This is a genomic window from Mesorhizobium sp. WSM2561 (assembly GCF_000513915.1).
Taxonomy (GTDB): Bacteria; Pseudomonadota; Alphaproteobacteria; order Rhizobiales; family Rhizobiaceae; genus Mesorhizobium; species Mesorhizobium muleiense.
Genome location: NZ_AZUX01000014.1, coordinates 129,962 through 146,297 on the forward strand (window position 1 = coordinate 129,962; position 16,336 = coordinate 146,297).

General features: G+C 60.6%; 14 protein-coding genes and 1 pseudogene. 8 read left to right on the forward strand and 7 right to left on the reverse strand.

Annotation, left to right across the window (positions count from 1 at the left end; genetic code table 11):
- Window positions 1-55 precede the first annotated feature (55 nt).
- The 5 genes from rlmJ to M727_RS0113375 all read left to right on the forward strand — a co-directional run bounded on the left by rlmJ (window position 56) and on the right by M727_RS0113375 (window position 5,391).
- Entirely contained in the window at window positions 56-889 is an 834-nt protein-coding gene (rlmJ, locus tag M727_RS0113345; RefSeq protein WP_027153099.1) for a 23S rRNA (adenine(2030)-N(6))-methyltransferase RlmJ, read from the forward strand.
- Between the two features lie 531 nt (window positions 890-1,420).
- Window positions 1,421-3,289, forward strand: coding sequence for a ribonuclease H-like domain-containing protein (locus M727_RS39150; protein ID WP_084646716.1), 1,869 nt, complete (start codon window positions 1,421-1,423; stop codon window positions 3,287-3,289).
- A complete protein-coding gene (locus tag M727_RS39930) occupies window positions 3,271-4,311 on the forward strand; it encodes an adenylosuccinate synthetase (protein ID WP_084646717.1) in 1,041 nt (346 codons plus the stop codon). The genes M727_RS39150 and M727_RS39930 overlap by 19 nt, the downstream gene beginning before the upstream one ends.
- Window positions 4,308-4,679, forward strand: a complete 372-nt coding sequence (locus M727_RS41480) for a hypothetical protein (protein WP_156941530.1) — start codon at window positions 4,308-4,310, stop codon at window positions 4,677-4,679. Before M727_RS39930 ends, M727_RS41480 begins: the two co-directional genes overlap by 4 nt.
- Window positions 4,680-4,830: 151 nt before the next feature.
- The gene (locus M727_RS0113375; RefSeq protein WP_156941531.1) at window positions 4,831-5,391 is read left to right on the forward strand and encodes a hypothetical protein; all 561 of its coding nucleotides are present in this window, start codon (window positions 4,831-4,833) and stop codon (window positions 5,389-5,391) included.
- Window positions 5,392-5,689: 298 nt separating this feature from the next.
- Here the strand turns inward: M727_RS0113375 and M727_RS41485 are convergent, their stop codons facing one another.
- The 7 genes from M727_RS41485 to M727_RS0113410 form a co-directional block, all read right to left on the reverse strand.
- A complete protein-coding gene (locus M727_RS41485) occupies window positions 5,690-6,094 on the reverse strand; it encodes a hypothetical protein (RefSeq protein WP_156941532.1) in 405 nt (134 codons plus the stop codon).
- A gap of 120 nt (window positions 6,095-6,214) precedes the next feature.
- Window positions 6,215-7,642 (reverse strand): NADP-dependent phosphogluconate dehydrogenase, encoded by a 1,428-nt coding sequence (gene gndA, locus M727_RS0113385; RefSeq protein WP_027153104.1) that lies wholly within the window; start codon window positions 7,640-7,642, stop codon window positions 6,215-6,217.
- Window positions 7,643-7,816: 174 nt separating this feature from the next.
- Window positions 7,817-9,439, reverse strand: coding sequence for a copper resistance CopC/CopD family protein (locus tag M727_RS0113390; RefSeq protein WP_027153105.1), 1,623 nt, complete (start codon window positions 9,437-9,439; stop codon window positions 7,817-7,819).
- A gap of 55 nt (window positions 9,440-9,494) precedes the next feature.
- Window positions 9,495-10,013, reverse strand: a complete 519-nt coding sequence (locus tag M727_RS0113395; RefSeq protein WP_027153106.1) for a YcnI family protein — start codon at window positions 10,011-10,013, stop codon at window positions 9,495-9,497.
- Window positions 10,014-10,052: 39 nt separating this feature from the next.
- On the reverse strand, window positions 10,053-10,592 hold the full coding sequence (locus M727_RS0113400; RefSeq protein ID WP_027153107.1) for a copper chaperone PCu(A)C: 540 nt from the start codon (window positions 10,590-10,592) through the stop codon (window positions 10,053-10,055).
- A gap of 104 nt (window positions 10,593-10,696) precedes the next feature.
- Window positions 10,697-11,053: a hypothetical protein gene (locus M727_RS0113405; RefSeq protein ID WP_027153108.1), complete on the reverse strand. Its 357-nt coding sequence runs from the start codon at window positions 11,051-11,053 to the stop codon at window positions 10,697-10,699.
- A 142-nt stretch (window positions 11,054-11,195) separates the two neighbouring features.
- Complete coding sequence (locus M727_RS0113410) at window positions 11,196-12,089, reverse strand: GntR family transcriptional regulator (RefSeq protein ID WP_027153109.1); 894 nt, start codon at window positions 12,087-12,089, stop codon at window positions 11,196-11,198.
- A 270-nt stretch (window positions 12,090-12,359) separates the two neighbouring features.
- Between M727_RS0113410 and M727_RS0113415 the strand changes: the two genes are divergently transcribed.
- The 3 genes and pseudogenes from M727_RS0113415 (at window position 12,360) to M727_RS0113425 (ending at window position 16,252) form a co-directional block, all read left to right on the forward strand.
- Window positions 12,360-13,865 (forward strand): altronate dehydratase family protein, encoded by a 1,506-nt coding sequence (locus M727_RS0113415; RefSeq protein ID WP_027153110.1) that lies wholly within the window; start codon window positions 12,360-12,362, stop codon window positions 13,863-13,865.
- A 62-nt stretch (window positions 13,866-13,927) separates the two neighbouring features.
- A pseudogene (locus M727_RS36390) lies at window positions 13,928-14,927 on the forward strand (aldo/keto reductase).
- A 329-nt stretch (window positions 14,928-15,256) separates the two neighbouring features.
- Window positions 15,257-16,252 carry an ABC transporter substrate-binding protein gene (locus tag M727_RS0113425; RefSeq protein ID WP_027153111.1) on the forward strand — a complete coding sequence of 332 codons (996 nt, stop codon included), beginning with the start codon at window positions 15,257-15,259 and terminating at the stop codon, window positions 16,250-16,252.
- The last annotated feature ends 84 nt before the right edge of the window (window positions 16,253-16,336 follow it).

A 16,336-nucleotide genomic window follows, 5' to 3' on the forward strand; every position in this document is an offset into this window, starting at 1 on the left:
CAGTGGCCTGCGTGATAGCCGGGCTCGTCGTCGGATGTGATAAGATTGATATTGGATGAACTATCGACACGCCTTCCATGCAGGCAACCACACCGAGGTCTTCAAGCACGCAGCATTGACCCTCATTCTCGAACACCTGCGTCAGAAGCCAAAGCCATTTGCCGTGCTAGATTCGCATGGAGGTATAGGCGTCTACGACCTTCAATCTGATGAAGCCATGCGAACCAACGAACGGGACGCAGGCGTGAATAAGGTCTTCGGCCGCCCCCTCTCGTCAGCGCCCATGTACTCAAACGTGCTCGAATCGCTCAACGAGCAGGACCTAAGATTCTATCCTGGCTCTCCGGAGCTTGTCCGACGAGCGTTGCGGGAAGACGACCGTCTGATCGTCTGTGAGCTGCATCCAGAAGATGGAGCGGCGTTAAAGCAGCGTTACCGCAGGGATTGTCGCGTATATGTCCACCACCGCGACGGCTACGAGACGATCGGGGCAATGCTGCCGCCCGCAGAGCGCAGGGGCTTGGTGTTCATTGACCCTCCGTTCGAAGGTAAGGACGAGTCAAATCGCATAGCCAAGGCGCTCAAATCCGGATTTCGAAAGTGGGCGACGGGCATCTACGCGATCTGGTATCCGATCAAAGACACCACACTGGGCGATAGCGTTTCCAATGCGGTCCGAGATGCAGGGTTCAAGAACGCAATTCGGGCTGAGTTCTGCCCCTTCCGTTGCGATGGTGTCACGCTGGCGGGCAGCGGAATGGCCATCTGCAACCCGCCCTGGACGCTGGAGGAGAGGCTTCAGAGGTTATGCGCAGAACTCGCCGTATTGATCGGCGGGGACTTTGCCTCATGGGCCGTGGAGCCGATACCTGTGGATCAAGCAGCCTAATGGATTCTGTCTGTCGGTTGAGGTTCCTCTGACTCGATCGCATGGATAACCCCCATAAGATCGCGCCACTTGTGGCACATCTTGAGATCGCCCCGGGCAAGCGCTCGATCAGCTCTTGTGTCCATGAGCTCTCGTGCCTGATCCGATCCAAGACGTTGCATCAGGCGCGCGCCACGGTGCCATGTTGCGCGGCTGAACCCATAATCGTGGAGGCGTGACGAATCGTCGACAATCGACTCGATTGTGACGTCGCATTTTCCCACCACGTATTCAGTTTTCTTGCGCTTCAAACAGTCACCGTGCATGCCTCGCCGGTATCAAATATCCTTGTATAACGAATCACCATAATCGCCAAAAGGACCTTAAAGAGATAGCCTAGCGCGGGGAAACAATCGGAGCTTTGAGAGTGCTGGCAGCGGGGCCAAAGAGCATCGTCTTCGTAGACGCGATGGCCTATCGCGTGAGCCGGAATACGTCGCCGGTCATCTTCCGGGCGGCTAGACTTGATCGCGTTGCCGGAGTCATGGCGTGATGCTCGCCCGACCGCCCCCGGGGGAACGCCGGCCCCACCTTCCACTCCGCCTGAAGGAGCAGCTGGACCTCTGCAGCCAGTATCCTGAGCGCGTTCTGTTTCTCGATATCGAAACCACTGGCCTCAGCCACCACTACGACGAGATCACCGTCATCGGTTGGTCGATTGCTGGCAGGGCTTCCACAATAGTCAAGGGGGACAGCCATCACCGCTTGCGCGAGGATGCCAGGCACGCGCTTGCCCTCGTAACTTTCAATGGCATCAGGTTCGACCAGAGGTTCATCCGGCAGGAATTCCCCGATGTGGCGTTTCCTGTCCATCACATCGACCTCATGTACCTCTGCCGCCGCGTGGGCCTCACTGGCGGACAAAAGGCCATCGAACGAGAGCTAGGGCTCGATCTGCGCGGCGAGATCGCGGAAGTCGATGGTTTCGCGGCCGTCTTGCTCTGGCATCGTTATCTGCGTGGCGATGTCGCCGCCTTGGAAACGCTTGTCCGGTACAACCGAGCCGATATCGCCGCCATGGGCGCCATCTTCGATCATGTCGTAGATCGGTTTCAGATCGAGCCCGACCTCTTTCTGCAACGTTCGGCCCTCAGAGAGTGGGCAGCCCCTTCGGGATGGATGGAGATCCCTCCGTTCCCGAGCGCTCGGGCGGAGTTGTCGTCTGCTCCCACCTTCGATCAGCTGCTGGGTGGCACTCCTGCAGAAGGAGTCCGTGTTGTTGGCATCGATCTCACAGGGTCTGAGGCTCGTGGTTCCGGCTGGTGCCTTCTTGAGGGCAAGAAGGCGTCGTTCAAGACCGTCTTAACGGATGCAGATCTTCTGGAGCTGACGCTGAGCAGCAAGCCCGATCTAGTTTCAATCGACTCGCCCCTTTGCCTTCCGGCAGGACGGGTTAGCGTTGAGGATTCTGATCCCGGTAGGGCACGCTTTGGCATCATGCGCGAGTGTGAGCGCGAGCTGAAGAGGCGTGGTGTCAACGTCTATCCTTGCTTGCTGCCCAGCATGCAGAAACTCACGGCACGGGGAATTCGGCTAGCTACGTCACTCAGGCGTCTTGGAGTTCCGGTTATTGAAAGTTACCCCGGCGCGGCGCAGGATATCATGCGCATCCCCAGAAAGGGGGCCGGCATCGAGTGGCTCAAGCTAGGCCTCGCCGATTTTGGTGTGATTGGGGATTTGGCGGTCGCGTCACATGATGAACTCGATGCGATCACCTCGGCTTTGGTGGGGTCGTTCCACTTGTCAGGGCTTGTTGAAGCGATGGGAACACCTGAAGAGCCGCCACTGATCATCCCTAAGCTTGATGGCAAAGCACATCCCATCATCATCGGGATCAGCGGCCCCATCGCGGCTGGCAAGACGACCGTCGCTCAATCTCTCGAAAAACTGGGGTTCGCCTATACCCGTTTCAGCCTCGTGATCGACGAAGAACTCAAAAGCCGCGGGATGCCCCTTGATCGGCATCATCGACAGGCGCTCGGGGACGAGATCAACCGGACTGGCCGCCAGAGGTGGCTCGCTGAGCAGACCCTGTCACGTGTAGGCGATGCCTCAGCGATCGTTGTAGATGGACTGCGTTTCCCTGAAGACCATGCCTTTCTTGCTGAGCGCGCCGGCGGCAGCTTTCTGCACGTCTTCGTGGATGCGGACGAGAACACCCGTCGGCAAAGATATGCGCTCAGACCGGCGGATGGCGATTTCGATGCAGCGAGTGCATCTGACGTCGAGGGCCAGGTGCAAACCCTGCGTTCCCTTGCCGATATTGTATTCCCAAACGTGGGGTCGAAGGACGACATCAGCCCGTTCGCGATGAACCTTGCGGCCCAAACGAGAGCAAAGACATGCCAATCTCGATCGTAGTCGGTGGCCAGTTCGGATCGGAGGGGAAGGGAAAAGTTGCGCTTGAGATTGTCCGGCGCAGCCGAGAACCGGTTACTGTGGTCCGTGTAGGGGGGCCGAACTCTGGCCATACCGCTTATGACCGGAATGGAAGAAGATGGGCACTCCGCCAGTTACCTGCAGCTTGTATCGATCTCAACGTCGATGTATTTTTTCCCGCGGGCTCATACATTGATATAGAATTGTTGTTTCACGAGGCCGACGCCTTAGATTTTCCTCGAGAAAGAATATTTATAAACGAATACGCGAACATCATAACGGGTGATCATAAAGCTTGGGAGGCAAGCGCAGGTTTAGTCGGGACACTTGGTTCTACTGGATCAGGGGTAGGCGCTGCTGTGATGGCATCGGTTGCGAGAGAGGCGCTTAATTTTCCTGTCCGGGCCGTCCACGCAAAAGATTTAAGCTACTCGATCCGGCTATTCGATACCACGGCAATCCTTCAGCAACGGGTGCTTCGTGGTGATAGGATTGTAATTGAAGGTTCGCAGGGCTTTGGCCTCTCTTTGCTAGACGGATGGTATTGGCCGAAGGCTACGGCGCGGTCTACCACCGCGGCGGCCGCGCTAGCGGAAGCGGGACTGAGCCCGAGATATGTCGATGACATATGTATGGTCCTACGAACATTCCCGATCCGGGTGGCCGGAGACTCCGGGCCGCTGGCAGGGGAGACCACGTGGGAACAGATTGCAAAAGATGCAGGACGGTCTGACGACATTCGGGAGTATACTACCGTTACACGAAACCTCCGCCGCGTTGGTACATTTGATGAAAAACTGGTGAGACGAGCAATCTCGGCAAATGCCCCCCACCGGATCGTCCTGAACCATCTTGACTACGTCTCGAAAGATCATGCTGCCGGCGCAGGCCGACAGAAGGTCATCGATTTCATTCAAGATATTGAGAAAAGAATTGGGGCAAAGGTCGACCTGGTTGGGTTTAGTGGAAGTACCCTTCTACATAGGGAGGAGGTTGTCGCATGATCCCCGCACTCCCCATCAAGGAAGAGGAAGTTCTCTCCAGGGATAGAGCAACAGAGATAGCCGAATCTTTAGATGGTAACCATGTGCCGGATGCTGTAAAAGATGTACCGCCGTCTCTACTTTCGGCAGAACACATATATTCATTTGTTATGTCCACTGGCCTAATATCCCCCTTCCATATTGGAGGAAATAAACCCCGACTGAAGAAGGCCAGCTACGAGGGAAGGATTGGAGACACTGCATATATTTTCGATGGACGCAAGCTGAAACCCGCGGATTTCAGTGGTCGAAAGCTCCAGATACCAGCCAATTCTATTGTATTTGTTGAAAGCGATCGATTTTCGTCTTCCAAATTATGTGGCAGTTAGATTTAATCTTCATATCGAGCACGTCCATCGTGGGCTTCTTCTTGGCACTGGCCCCCTAGTTGACCCTGGTTTTTGGGGGAAACTTTGCATACCCCTACATAATCTGACGTCCGAGGACTATGAGATATCTAAGGACGACGGTCTAATATGGTTGGAGTTCACTAGGACGACGTTCAATCTAAACAATACCGAAAAAGGCATTGGCGCGAAGCCGAGCAACTCAGGATACTGGGATATTCATAAGTTCATAACTAAAGCGGCAAAAGGAACTGGAGGCGCCACAAGTGTGCCGATTCAGAGTTCAATCGGAGGCGCCCTTAAGACGGCCAGCGACGCTGCCGTCAGCGCCGAGCGTCAAACAAGAATCTACTCCATTGCCTCAGTCGTTGGTGCTCTCGTTTTGATCGCGGCGGCCGTCTCGTTCGCTCAAGGGATGATTTCGACGATCAATTCACAAGTAGACCTCTCAAAGCAGTACGTCGATGATGCACGTAGCGAGAGCAAACGTTATTTTTCTCAGTATGAGGATCAAGGAATTCTAGTTCGTCGGCATGGAGAGTTGTTGGAGGCAATATCGTCCAAGGTTTCAGTAATTGCACGCAGGCAGGGCGATTACGAGACAGTTTCCGGCCAAATTGATCAGTTGACTGCCGCGATTCGGGCTCTCCAAGAGCAGGTCAAGGCGAATGGTACTGTGGCTCCGCGCCAGTAGGTGAGAATTGCAGCATCGTTACGCCGGTGATATTGGAGACTATATCAAGCTCGCGCTCCTCAGGTCATTGCAGAAGCAGCGACGGCTCGGAGTGGCCTGGTTTCTCTATCCGGACGAATGCCACAACGCAGACGGTAGGCACACAGCGTACCTCCGAGAGCCAGACAAATGGAGACACCTCGACCCGGATCTTTTCGATCATCTTTCGGACGAAGTTGTCGCTGCTAGATCCATACATTCCCTAAAGTGGGCTCTTGATGTTGAGACATCCTTTGTAGATGAACCCGTTCCAGTGCGGTTACCCGCACCAGAACGAAGCGCTGCGCGCAGGCTTTGGTTTGACAATTGTCTGGCGAGATTGTCCCAAGCTGAAATCGTGTTTGCTGATCCGGATAATGGGCTCGTTGAGGACGATGAGTGGCGTCGGCGGTCGCCAACTTTCGGCAAGCAGTTGTCGCTGTCCGAGGCCAGTGAACTCAGCGCAGGCAGGTGCGCCGTACTCTATCACCACAACAGCAGGTTCAAAGGCGGTCACGACGCAGAAGTCGACCATTGGATTCGCGCGCTTGGCAGGCCTGCACTGGCAGTCCGGGCTACGGCGTACAGTTGTCGCACGTTTTTTATCGTCAATCCGGATGCCGAGATTGCTGAGCGCACGCACGAGTTCTGCAGAAGGTGGCTGAACCACAAAGTGCGCCTGCATCGGTCTCCCATCACGTGACCGAACGCTATAGCCTGTGCTGGTCGTATCTGACCGTCCGTGCACGATTAGCGGCAGCTTTCGGGAATAGTCAGAGTGCTCCTCTGCGACCAATATTGGTCGCTAACCCGCCGCCCCACTCCCCCAGGGGCCATGGAAGGCGCCCTGCCCGTCGATACGCTCGAAGCCATGCGCGCCAAAGAAATCGCGTTGCGCCTGGATCAGGTTCGAGGTGCCGCGGCCCTGGCGGTAGCTGTCGAAATACGCAAGCGCCGACGACAGCGCCGGCACCGGCGAGCCGGCCTCCGACGCACTTGCCACGATGCGCCGCAGCGACGGATGCGCCTCCTGCATCATCGCGATGAAGGCCGGTGCCATCAAAAGATTGGTGGCCGCCCCGCCGGTGCCGAAGGCTTCCGCCATCGTGTCCAGCAATTGCGAGCGGATGATGCAGCCGGCCCGCCAGATCTTGGCGATGGTCGGCATCGGCAGGTTCCAGTTGAATTCCTTCGATGCGCCGCTCATCACCGCGAAGCCTTGCGCATAGGCTGATATCTTGCCGGCGAACAGCGCCAGTTCGAGATCGCCAAGAAGCGCGTCCTTGTCTCCGGAAATCCTGGTCACGCCGCCTTTGCCATAGGCCTTTTCGGCGGCCAGGCGCTCGTCCTTGATCGACGACAGGACCCGCGCCGCCACCGCGGCCTCGATCGCGGTGGCCGGAATGCCGAGCTGCTGCGCCTCGATGACCGACCATTTGCCGGTGCCCTTCTGGCCGGCGCGGTCGAGGATGAGATCGACCACCGGCTTGCCTGTCTTCGGATCGTCGGCGTCCAGCACCCTGGCGGTGATCTCGATCAGGTAGGAGTTGAGCCGGCCCTTGTTCCAGCCGGCAAACACCTGTGCGATCTCCTTCGGCCCCATGCCTAACCCATCGCGCAAGATGCCGTAGATCTCGGCGATCATCTGCATGTCGGCATATTCGATGCCGTTATGGATGGTCTTGACGAAATGCCCGGCGCCATCGGTGCCAAGCCATGCGGCACAGGGCTCATCCCTGAACTTGGCCGAAATGGCGGTCAGCACCTTTTCGACGCGTTTCCAGGACTGTTCCGTGCCGCCGACCATGATCGACGGTCCATGGCGCGCGCCCTCCTCGCCACCGGACACGCCCATGCCGATGAAGGTGAGACCCGAATCGGAAAGCTCGGAGAAGCGCCGCATCGTGTCGCGAAAATTGGCGTTGCCGGCATCGATGACGATGTCGTTGGCCGACAGCACGCCGCGCAGTGCCGCGATCTGCTCATCGACCGGCTTGCCGGCCAGCACCATGATGATGATCGGTCGCGGCGGCCGGATGGCGGCGGCGAGTTCCTCCAGGCTGTAGCAGGGAACAACCATATCCCTGAGCGCCCCGGCATTCTCGACGAAGGCGTCGGTGCGTGCCGCGGTGCGGTTGAAAACGGCTATGCGGTGCCCCTTCTCGGCGATGTTGAGCGCCAGGTTGGAGCCCATCGTGCCGAGGCCGATCAGGCCGATTTCGGCTTTTTCCATCGTTTCTTCCCTGCTTTCGGATCTTTTGTTGAGGCGCGATTTGTAGCGGTGCCCATTCTTCTTGGGATGCCATTCTTGTCGAGATGCCAATCTTGCCGAAATGAATGACGGGCCTTCAAGGCCGCGTCAACTGCCTCTCCGAAATGTGTTGCGCAGACTGCCGGCTGGTCCTCATCACCTGATATAGATCGGTGCCTCTATCTTCACGATCTCGAAATCCGAGACGAGAATATCGAGCCGCGCCGTCCATCGGCCCGGGGCCGGGACGACGAGATCGTCGACACGCCAAGTACCATCGACGCGCTTTGTCGCCGCGCGTTTGATCGGCTCGATCCGGGCCTCGGGTTTTGACAGCACCAGCGTCACCTGCTCAGCGTCGAACGGGCCGAAATCCCCGGTCATGATGATGATCGAGGCGGCAACCGGCCCAACATGGCCGGGTGTGATGCTGAGGTCGGCCATCGCCTTCGGCGTGTGGATATGCACCGAAGCCGGCTGCGCCGCTGCGATCGCCAGGGCGCGTGGCGGCGGCGTGAAGCGCCAGCCGGCGGCAACGCCTGATATCACCAAAACGATCAGCATCTCAATGCCGATCGAGCGGACCAGCCTCTTCTGTACTTCCGTCTCTCCCGCTTCCGCGGGACCGGTCAGCTTCCAGCGGTTGATGGCGGCCAGAATGAACAGAAACAACAGCAGCGCCAGCTTGACCAGCAGCAGCCGGCCATAGGCGGTCTCGAGCAAAGCTGCGGGCGCCTGCACCTGGATGACAGCCAGCACGAAGCCGGTGGCCGCAAGCACGGCCACGACAGGCAGGATCGCCTGGGAAAACCGATGCAGGAAAGGCGCGGCCTCGGCCGGCTTCCGCCTGATAGTGAGACCGAGCGGCGCCAGCGCCCCGGCCCAGAACGCGATGCCGGCGCCGTGCAGAAACACCATCGGCCTTGTCAGCCATTGCGGTTCGGCAGCACTTGCATGTCCGCTGGCGGCAAGGGTTGCGCCGACACCGGCCAGGCCAACCAGGGCAAACAGCTTTGCGCCGCCGCGCGGCCCGACCAGCGACAGCAGGCCAAGCCCGAGCGCCACCAGCGCGACCAGCACCGTCCAGCCGAAGCTGGTGGCGAGCCCGGCCTGCCACACGCCTGGCTGCGCCAGCCGGACGAACGGTGCGCCGAGCGCGTCCAGTCCCTGCAAGCCGAGCGAAAACGGCGCCGCGACGAGGCCGCACAGGATCGCGGCGATGACGAAGCGCCGGCCGGAACGCCCGCCCTTCGCCAGCCAGGCGATGGCAGAGGCGCCGCCGACGCCGAGAAACAGGCCGAAATAGAGAAAGACCTTGCCGATCCAGATTGCCGACCTCAGGCCCCGGTCGACAGCTTCGGCGACGGCCGGCGCCGCACTCGGCGCGCCGATCGAAAACAGCACCGAGCCGCCGACCGGATGGCCATCGGCGGAGATCACCCGCCAGCTCAGCACATGCGTGCCGGATCCGAGCCGTTGCGGATTGTCGATGTCGAGCGTCTGGCCATTGAGCCGAAAGGATGTCAGCGGAACCGGCGTTCCATCGGGCCGCACGAAGGTCAGCATCAGCGGTGACACCGGCTCGCTGAAGGTCAGCGAGAACTGCGCCGGGCTCTGCGCCAGCACGGCGCCGTCCGTAGGCTCGGTTGTGACCAGTGCCGCGTGGGCGAAGGCCTGACCTGGCGCGGCAATGGCGGCAAGCAGCACGATCGCAGCCAGCAGGCAGATCGCAAATCGGCCGGTTGTGCAGACCGTTCGCAGCAGGGATGCAGCACTCATGTCACGGCACAAAAACAGCGGCGCGCTCTTTCGAACAAGGCGCGCCGCCAAAAAATCATTGCTTCGGCGCAAGCTTGAGGCCGGGCGCCGGATATTCCAGCGCGTCCTCATCCTGGCCGGCCGCTGGAATCTCTATCCAGCGTTCGGCGGCGCCTTCGCATTCCTGCACCACCGGGAAGTAGAGCGTTTGGCCTGCCGGCAGATCCGCCGCCAGTGTCCCGCGGAAGACGAATTCGTCGTAGAATTCGTCCGGCAGGCTGCCGCCGCTCCAGTTGACTTCCTTGACGCCGCTGGACACCTCTTGACCATGGAGCTGATAGGATTTCTCGTATCTTCCGTTCTTGACCTGCAGCGTCCAGCCGGCTTTCGGCATCGGCTTCACTGAAATCACTCCCTCCGGGATCTGCACGCGCACGGCGGTCGTCGCCTTGCCTTCACAGCCATGCGGCACGCGCAGGATGGCCTTGTAGGTCGAACCGACCGCCGCCTCCTGCGCTTCTAGGGTAATGTGGGCAAAGGCAGCACTTGTCCCCAGGACGAAAAACGCGCCGGCCGACAGAAGATACCTGTTCATGATGGTTCCTCGAGTTTGAATTGTGCGGATCTGGCCGGATCAATTGGCATGGTCGTGCATGCCGCCCGTTTCGCCCATGCCTTCCACCGCGAACTCGACGGTGACAGTGCCAGCCTTTTCGAAGGTCAGCGCAGCGGAAAACTTCTCGCCTTGTTTGGGCTGACGCTTGAGGCCGATAAACATCAAGTGATAACCGCCGGGCGCTAGCGCGACCTTGCCGCCGGCCGGGATTTCGAGGCCGCCGCTGACCGGCCGCATCGTCATGACGCCGTCCTTGACGCCCATCTCATGCAATTCGGCCTTGGCCGAAATTTCCGAGGAGATCGACAGCAGCCGGTCCGGCGAACTGCCGGTGTTGGTGACGGTGAAATAGCCGCCGGCCACTTTGGCGCCGGGCGGCGTGGCGCGCGACCAGGGATGCACGATCTCGAGGTCGCCAACCCTGAACTCATGCGCGAAAACGGCCTGGGCGCTGACGAACAGCAGGGCGAGGAGGAGTACGGTAACGCCGAGTCGCTCCTCGAAGCTGCGCAGGAAGCGGCTGTTGCGGCCGAGCCGCGCGCGGAAAGTGTGAGACATGATAGCTCCGGGAACTGAGAAATCGCGCCGTCGGCCGGTCGCGAACAGTTTCGATGTTGAACGAATTCGCCCGCGAAATATTCCGCAAGGCGAACTGGGACGGATCAGGCCGTCACCGGAGGCGCGCGCGGATTCGACGGAGGGCGGTCGCGGGCAAAGTCGAGATGCCTGAACGCCGGCAGCACAAACGCCACGGTTTCGACGGAAAAATTGCCGGACAGCGTGGCGGCGGCGTGCGGCGGCGCGTAGACAGCCGAAGCCATGCCGCAGCCAGGCATGCAGCAAGCCGGCATGTGCTGCCGGTGCGGATCGCCGCTTGGAAGCTGGGCCGCGCCCTCCTGGGTGCAGATGACGTTGCCGAAAGCGTCGCGTTGCGAAGCATCCGGCCCGATGCCGAAGGCGAATGCGCCAAGCACCGACTGGAGCACCAGCAAATAGGCCGCGGCAAATGCCGCCGGCATGCTCCATCGTCTCCGCCGGATGTTCAAAGACCTGCCTCTTCACGCAGCAACGGCAAGATATCTAGCACGCGGCCGGCGGTCGGAAAATCGCCAAATTACCACTGCGGCAACGCGGCGCTTTAATGCAACAACCTAAAGCTCACTACGTTTGCTGGCCTTCTGGAATCGACGTCAGCAGCGTGTGCCGCGCGGACTTCAGATGCTTGCGGCAGGCGGCGTCTACCTTGCCGAGATCGCGCGATTTGAGCGCCGCGATATAGGCCAGGTGTTCCGCGACCGCCACTTCGTTGCGCTCGCGCTCCTGCGCCTTGTTCCACTGATAGTGGTAGTGGAAGATCATGGCGATGACGTCGTAGAAATCGACGATGAAGCGATTGTGCGACGCGCGGTGGATCAGCCGGTGAAAGCGCTCGTCGAGTTCCGAGAATTCGTTGAAGCGCGTGGCGATCTCGCGCGCCAGCAGGCGATGCTCGTCCTCCAGCAGGTCGAGGTCGGCCCACACCGGGCTGTCTTCCGGCAGCGCCGCGAAGGCGGCGGCCGAGCGCAGTTCGAACATCTCGCGGATTTCGGTCAGTTCCAGCGCGAAAGCGCGGGTAAAGCCTTTCAGCACCCAATGGCTGTTGCGGCGCTTCTCGATCAGCCCGAAGCGGGAAAAGCGGATCAGGAACTCGCGCACGCTGGTGGTGCCAACGCCGATCTCGCGCGCCAGCTCGAGTTCGTTGATCTGCATGCCGGGCTCAGCACCGCCGGCAAGCAGCCGCCGCATGAAGGAGCGCTCGATGATCTGCGAGAGCGTGTCGGTTTCTTCCTCGGGAAAAAAGTCGTCCGGCCGCGGCACGCGCAAAACCGTCTTGCTGCGCTTGTTCCAGGCGATCAGCCCGGTCTCTTCCATGCGCGCAAGGATGGTGCGGATCGTCGTGCGGCTGACGCCAAGCAGGGTGCCCAGCTCGGGCTCCGACGGCAGGCTTTTCGTTTCGTCGAGCAGCCGCAAACCGCGATTGTAGGCGTCCTTATAGACGTTGTTGCTCTTCGACATCCCCTGCCCCGTTGCGCGCCGGCGCTTGCGGCGGCCGGCTTGAAGCGCGATATGCAGATGCTTCTGGCGCAGGCTCCCGGGAAGCGGAATCGCTTTTCGGAAGTCAGGCCTGGTTCCAGTGTCCGGTCCTCTGCGCATTCACGAGAACGCGCGGCTTCGTCATGAAAAAACAATTTGACGCAAAACTGTTTTTTCACGATAAAAGACATTAACCGTTAACAGGCGCGTGTCAATCGCTTGCCGATCCCAGGAACACCCAGGAAACTGCCCGTGAACACCGCAAACAGCATTCTTCTGTCCCCCGCCGACAATGTCGCGGTCGCCAACGGCCGCATCGAGATCGGCGCGGTGCTGCCGGGCGGCGCCGTTGTCACGGCGCTGATCGAACCCGGCCACAAGGTGGCGATCAAGCCGATTGCCGCCGGCGAGGCCGTGGTCAAATACGCCCAGGCGATCGGCCGCGCCACTGAAGCCATTGCGCCCGGCGAGCATGTCCATTCGCACAATCTGGTCTTCGAATCCGGGCGTTTGCCGGTGGTGCCGCCGAGCGAGGCCGTGCACGCCACAGAGGCCGATCGCGCCCGCACCTTCATGGGCTACCGCCGCGCCGACGGCCGTGCCGGCACGCGCAACTTCATCGGCGTTCTCGCCAGCGTCAATTGCTCGGCCACCGTTTGCCACGCCATCGCCGACGAGGCGAACCGGACGCTGCTGCCCAGATATCCGGGGATCGACGGCTTCGTTCCCATCGTTCACGGCCAGGGCTGCGGCATGAGCGCCACCGGCGACGGCATGATGGTGCTGCACCGCACGCTGGCCGGCTATGCCCGTCACCCGAATTTTGGCGGTGTGCTGATGGTCGGTCTCGGCTGCGAGGTCAACCAGCTCACCCTCTATGGCCAGAAGGGCGTCGCCGCGGGAAAGCGCCATTTCAACATCCAGGAAGCCGGCGGCTCGCGCAAATCGGTCGAGAAGGCGTTGGTCGTGCTGGCCGAGATATCAGAGGAGGTCGGCAAGCTTGAGCGTGAGCCGATCCCGGTCAGCGAGATCGTCGTCGGCCTGCAATGCGGCGGCTCCGATGGCATGTCCGGTATCACCGCCAATCCGGCGCTGGGCGCCGCCGTCGACATCCTGGCCGGCGTCGGCGGCATCGGCATTCTTTCCGAGACGACGGAAATCTACGGCGCCGAGCACCTTCTGGCCTATCGCGCGGCGACCCCGGAGATCGCCGCCAAGCTCGATGGCTATGTAAAGTGGTGGGAAGATCATGTCGCCAAGCATGGCGCCTCCATCGACAACAATCCTTCACCCGGCAACAAGCGCGGCGGCCTGACCACCATTTTGGAGAAGTCGCTTGGCGCGGTCGCCAAGGGTGGCCAGACGCCGCTCAACGGCGTCTTCGGCTATGCCGAAAAGGTCGCCGGCCACGGGCTGGTGTTCATGGACACGCCCGGCTACGACCCGGTTTCCGCCACCGGCCAGGTGGCTGGCGGCGCCAACGTCATCGTCTTCACCACCGGCCGCGGTTCCTGCTTCGGCTGCCGGCCGACACCGTCGATCAAGGTCGCCAGCAACTCGACCATGTACCACACGATGGAAGAGGACATGGACGTGAATTGCGGCGTCATCGCCTCGGGCGAAAAGACCATTGCCGGCATGGGCCGCGAGATTTTCGAGCTGATCGTGGCGACGGCTTCCGGCCGCAAGACCAAGAGCGAGGAGTTCGGCTACGGCGACAACGAGTTCGTGCCGTGGCACCTTGGAGCGACCCTCTAGAACAGCCACCAACTGACTTAAGACATGGACGGGGCCGGCAAATGGCCGGTGGGAGGCTTTGCATGAAGAAACGCCGTGTCGGCAGCACCGGGCTGGAAATAACCGAGGTCAGCTTCGGCGGCGCGGCGGTCGGCGGGCTCTACCGAGCCTGCCCACGCGAGACGGCGATGCAGACGCTGCAGGGCGCCTGGGATGCCGGCTTGCGCTATTTCGATACCGCGCCGTTCTACGGCTTCGGCCTTTCGGAACGCCGCTTCGGCGATTTCCTGCGCGACAAGCCGCGGGACTCCTACGTGCTGTCGACCAAGGTCGGGCGCCTGTTGCGGCCGGTGCCGGAAGACCGGATTCCGGACCATTCCTATGTTGATCCGCTGCCCTTTGCGCCCGACTACGACTATTCCTACGACGGTATCATGCGCTCCGTCGAGTTCAGCTATGCGCGGCTTGGCCTCAATCGAATCGACATCCTGTTCGTCCACGACATCGGCGTCTATACGCATGGCGTCGAGAAAACGAAGCTGCATTTCCGCCAGTTTATGGATGGCGGGCTAAACGCGCTGGAAGAGCTGAAGTCGTCCAGGGTCATTTCCGCCTACGGCCTTGGCGTCAACGAGGTGCAGATTTGTCTCGATGTGCTGCGCCAGGCGCCGCTCGACTGCATCCTGCTCGCCAGCCGCTATTCGCTGCTCGACCGCACCCGCCGAAGCCGAATTGCTGCCGCTTTGCCGGCAACGGCAGACCTCGCTGATCATCGGTGGCGTCTTCAACTCGGGCATTTTGGCGACCGGCCCGGTGCCGGGCGCGCATTTCGACTACCTGCCGGCCACCCAGGACATTCTCGACCGCATCGGCGCCATGGAAAAAATCGCTGCCGAGGGCGGCTACCCGCTTGCCGCGGCGGCGTTCCAGTTCCCGCTGCACGAGCCTGTGGTGGCTTCCGTGCTGACGGGCACCGCCAAACCGGCCAATCTGGAACGAAATCTGCAACTGCTCGACATCCAGGTGCCCGAAACAGAATTCGCCAAATATGATCCCTACACGGTCGTTCAGAAGCTCGGCTGATGCGCTGCGGCCTTCGCCGGTTGAACGGCGGACGGTGCGATCAGGAGGCGCCTCACCCTATGCTTCAAAAAAGAATGAATATTCCATCTTGACCAGAAGATGGAATTAATATTCCATACCTTTTCGGGGAGGGGGTTTGGCAATGAGGATCGGCACTCCCTTCCGGTCGAGGCATAGGCAGGACGATACGAAACACCGCTTGCGTCGACCCAACCTATGCACTATCAAAATGCGGTAAATGTTTTTTATTGATAAAGTTCCGTTTGGCCAGCGCCTATCCAAACCGAGCTTCCGCTACGTTCACCGGGCGACCTAGGGAGGAAGTCTAAATGAAATTCGTGACCAGCATTCTCAACCGCCGCGCATTCGTGGCGCTCGCCGCCGCCTCGATGCTTGCCGGCGTGATGCATTCGGCGCCGGCTTCGGCGGCGGACGTAACCATTCCGATCATCGTCAAGGACACCACCTCTTTCTACTGGCAGATCGTGCTGGCCGGCGCCCGCAAGGCCGGCAAGGACCTCGGCGTCAACGTGCCGGAACTCGGCGCCCAGGCGGAGACCGACGTCAACGGCCAGATCTCGATCCTTGAAAACGCCGTCGCCGGCAACCCAGCTGCCGTGGTCATCGCACCAACCGAGGCCAAGGCGCTCGGCAAGCCGATCGACGAGGCAGCCACCAACGTCAAGATCATCGGCATCGATTCCGGCGCCGACTCCAAGGCCTTCACCTCGTTCCTGACCACAGACAATATCCAGGGCGGCCGGGTCGCCGCTGACGGGCTGGCGGCCGCGATCGGCGAAGCCAATGGCGGCAAAATCGAGGGCGACGTCGCCCTGATCACCGCGCTTCCGGGTGCAGGCTCGCTCGAGCAGCGCGCCCAGGGCTTCAAGGAACAGCTTGCCGCCAAATATCCCGGCCTCAAGCTCATTGCCGACAAATACGCCGACGGCCAGGCCACCACCGGCCTCAACATCGCAACCGACCTGATCACCGCCAACCCGAACCTCAAGGGCATCTTCGCCTCCAACCTGATCATGGCGCAGGGCGTCGGTCAGGCGATCGCCGAGAACAGCCTTGCCGGCAAGGTCGGGCTGATCGGTTTCGACAGCGACGAGAAGCTGGTCAAGTTCCTCAATGACGGCGTCATTTCCGGCCTCGTCGTCCAGGATCCGTACCGGATGGGCTATGACGGCATCAAGACGGCGCTCGCTGCCTCGAAGGGCGAGAAGGTAGAGGCCAATGTCGATACCGGCGCCAACCTCGTCACCAAGGCTAACATGAAAGATCCGAAGATCGACGCGCTGCTCAATCCGAAGCTCGACTGAGCACCGGCATTGGCACACCGTTTCCGGGGCTTTTTGCCCCGGAAACGACCTACACGCGTGCCACTCGTGAGGCCGATCTGGGAG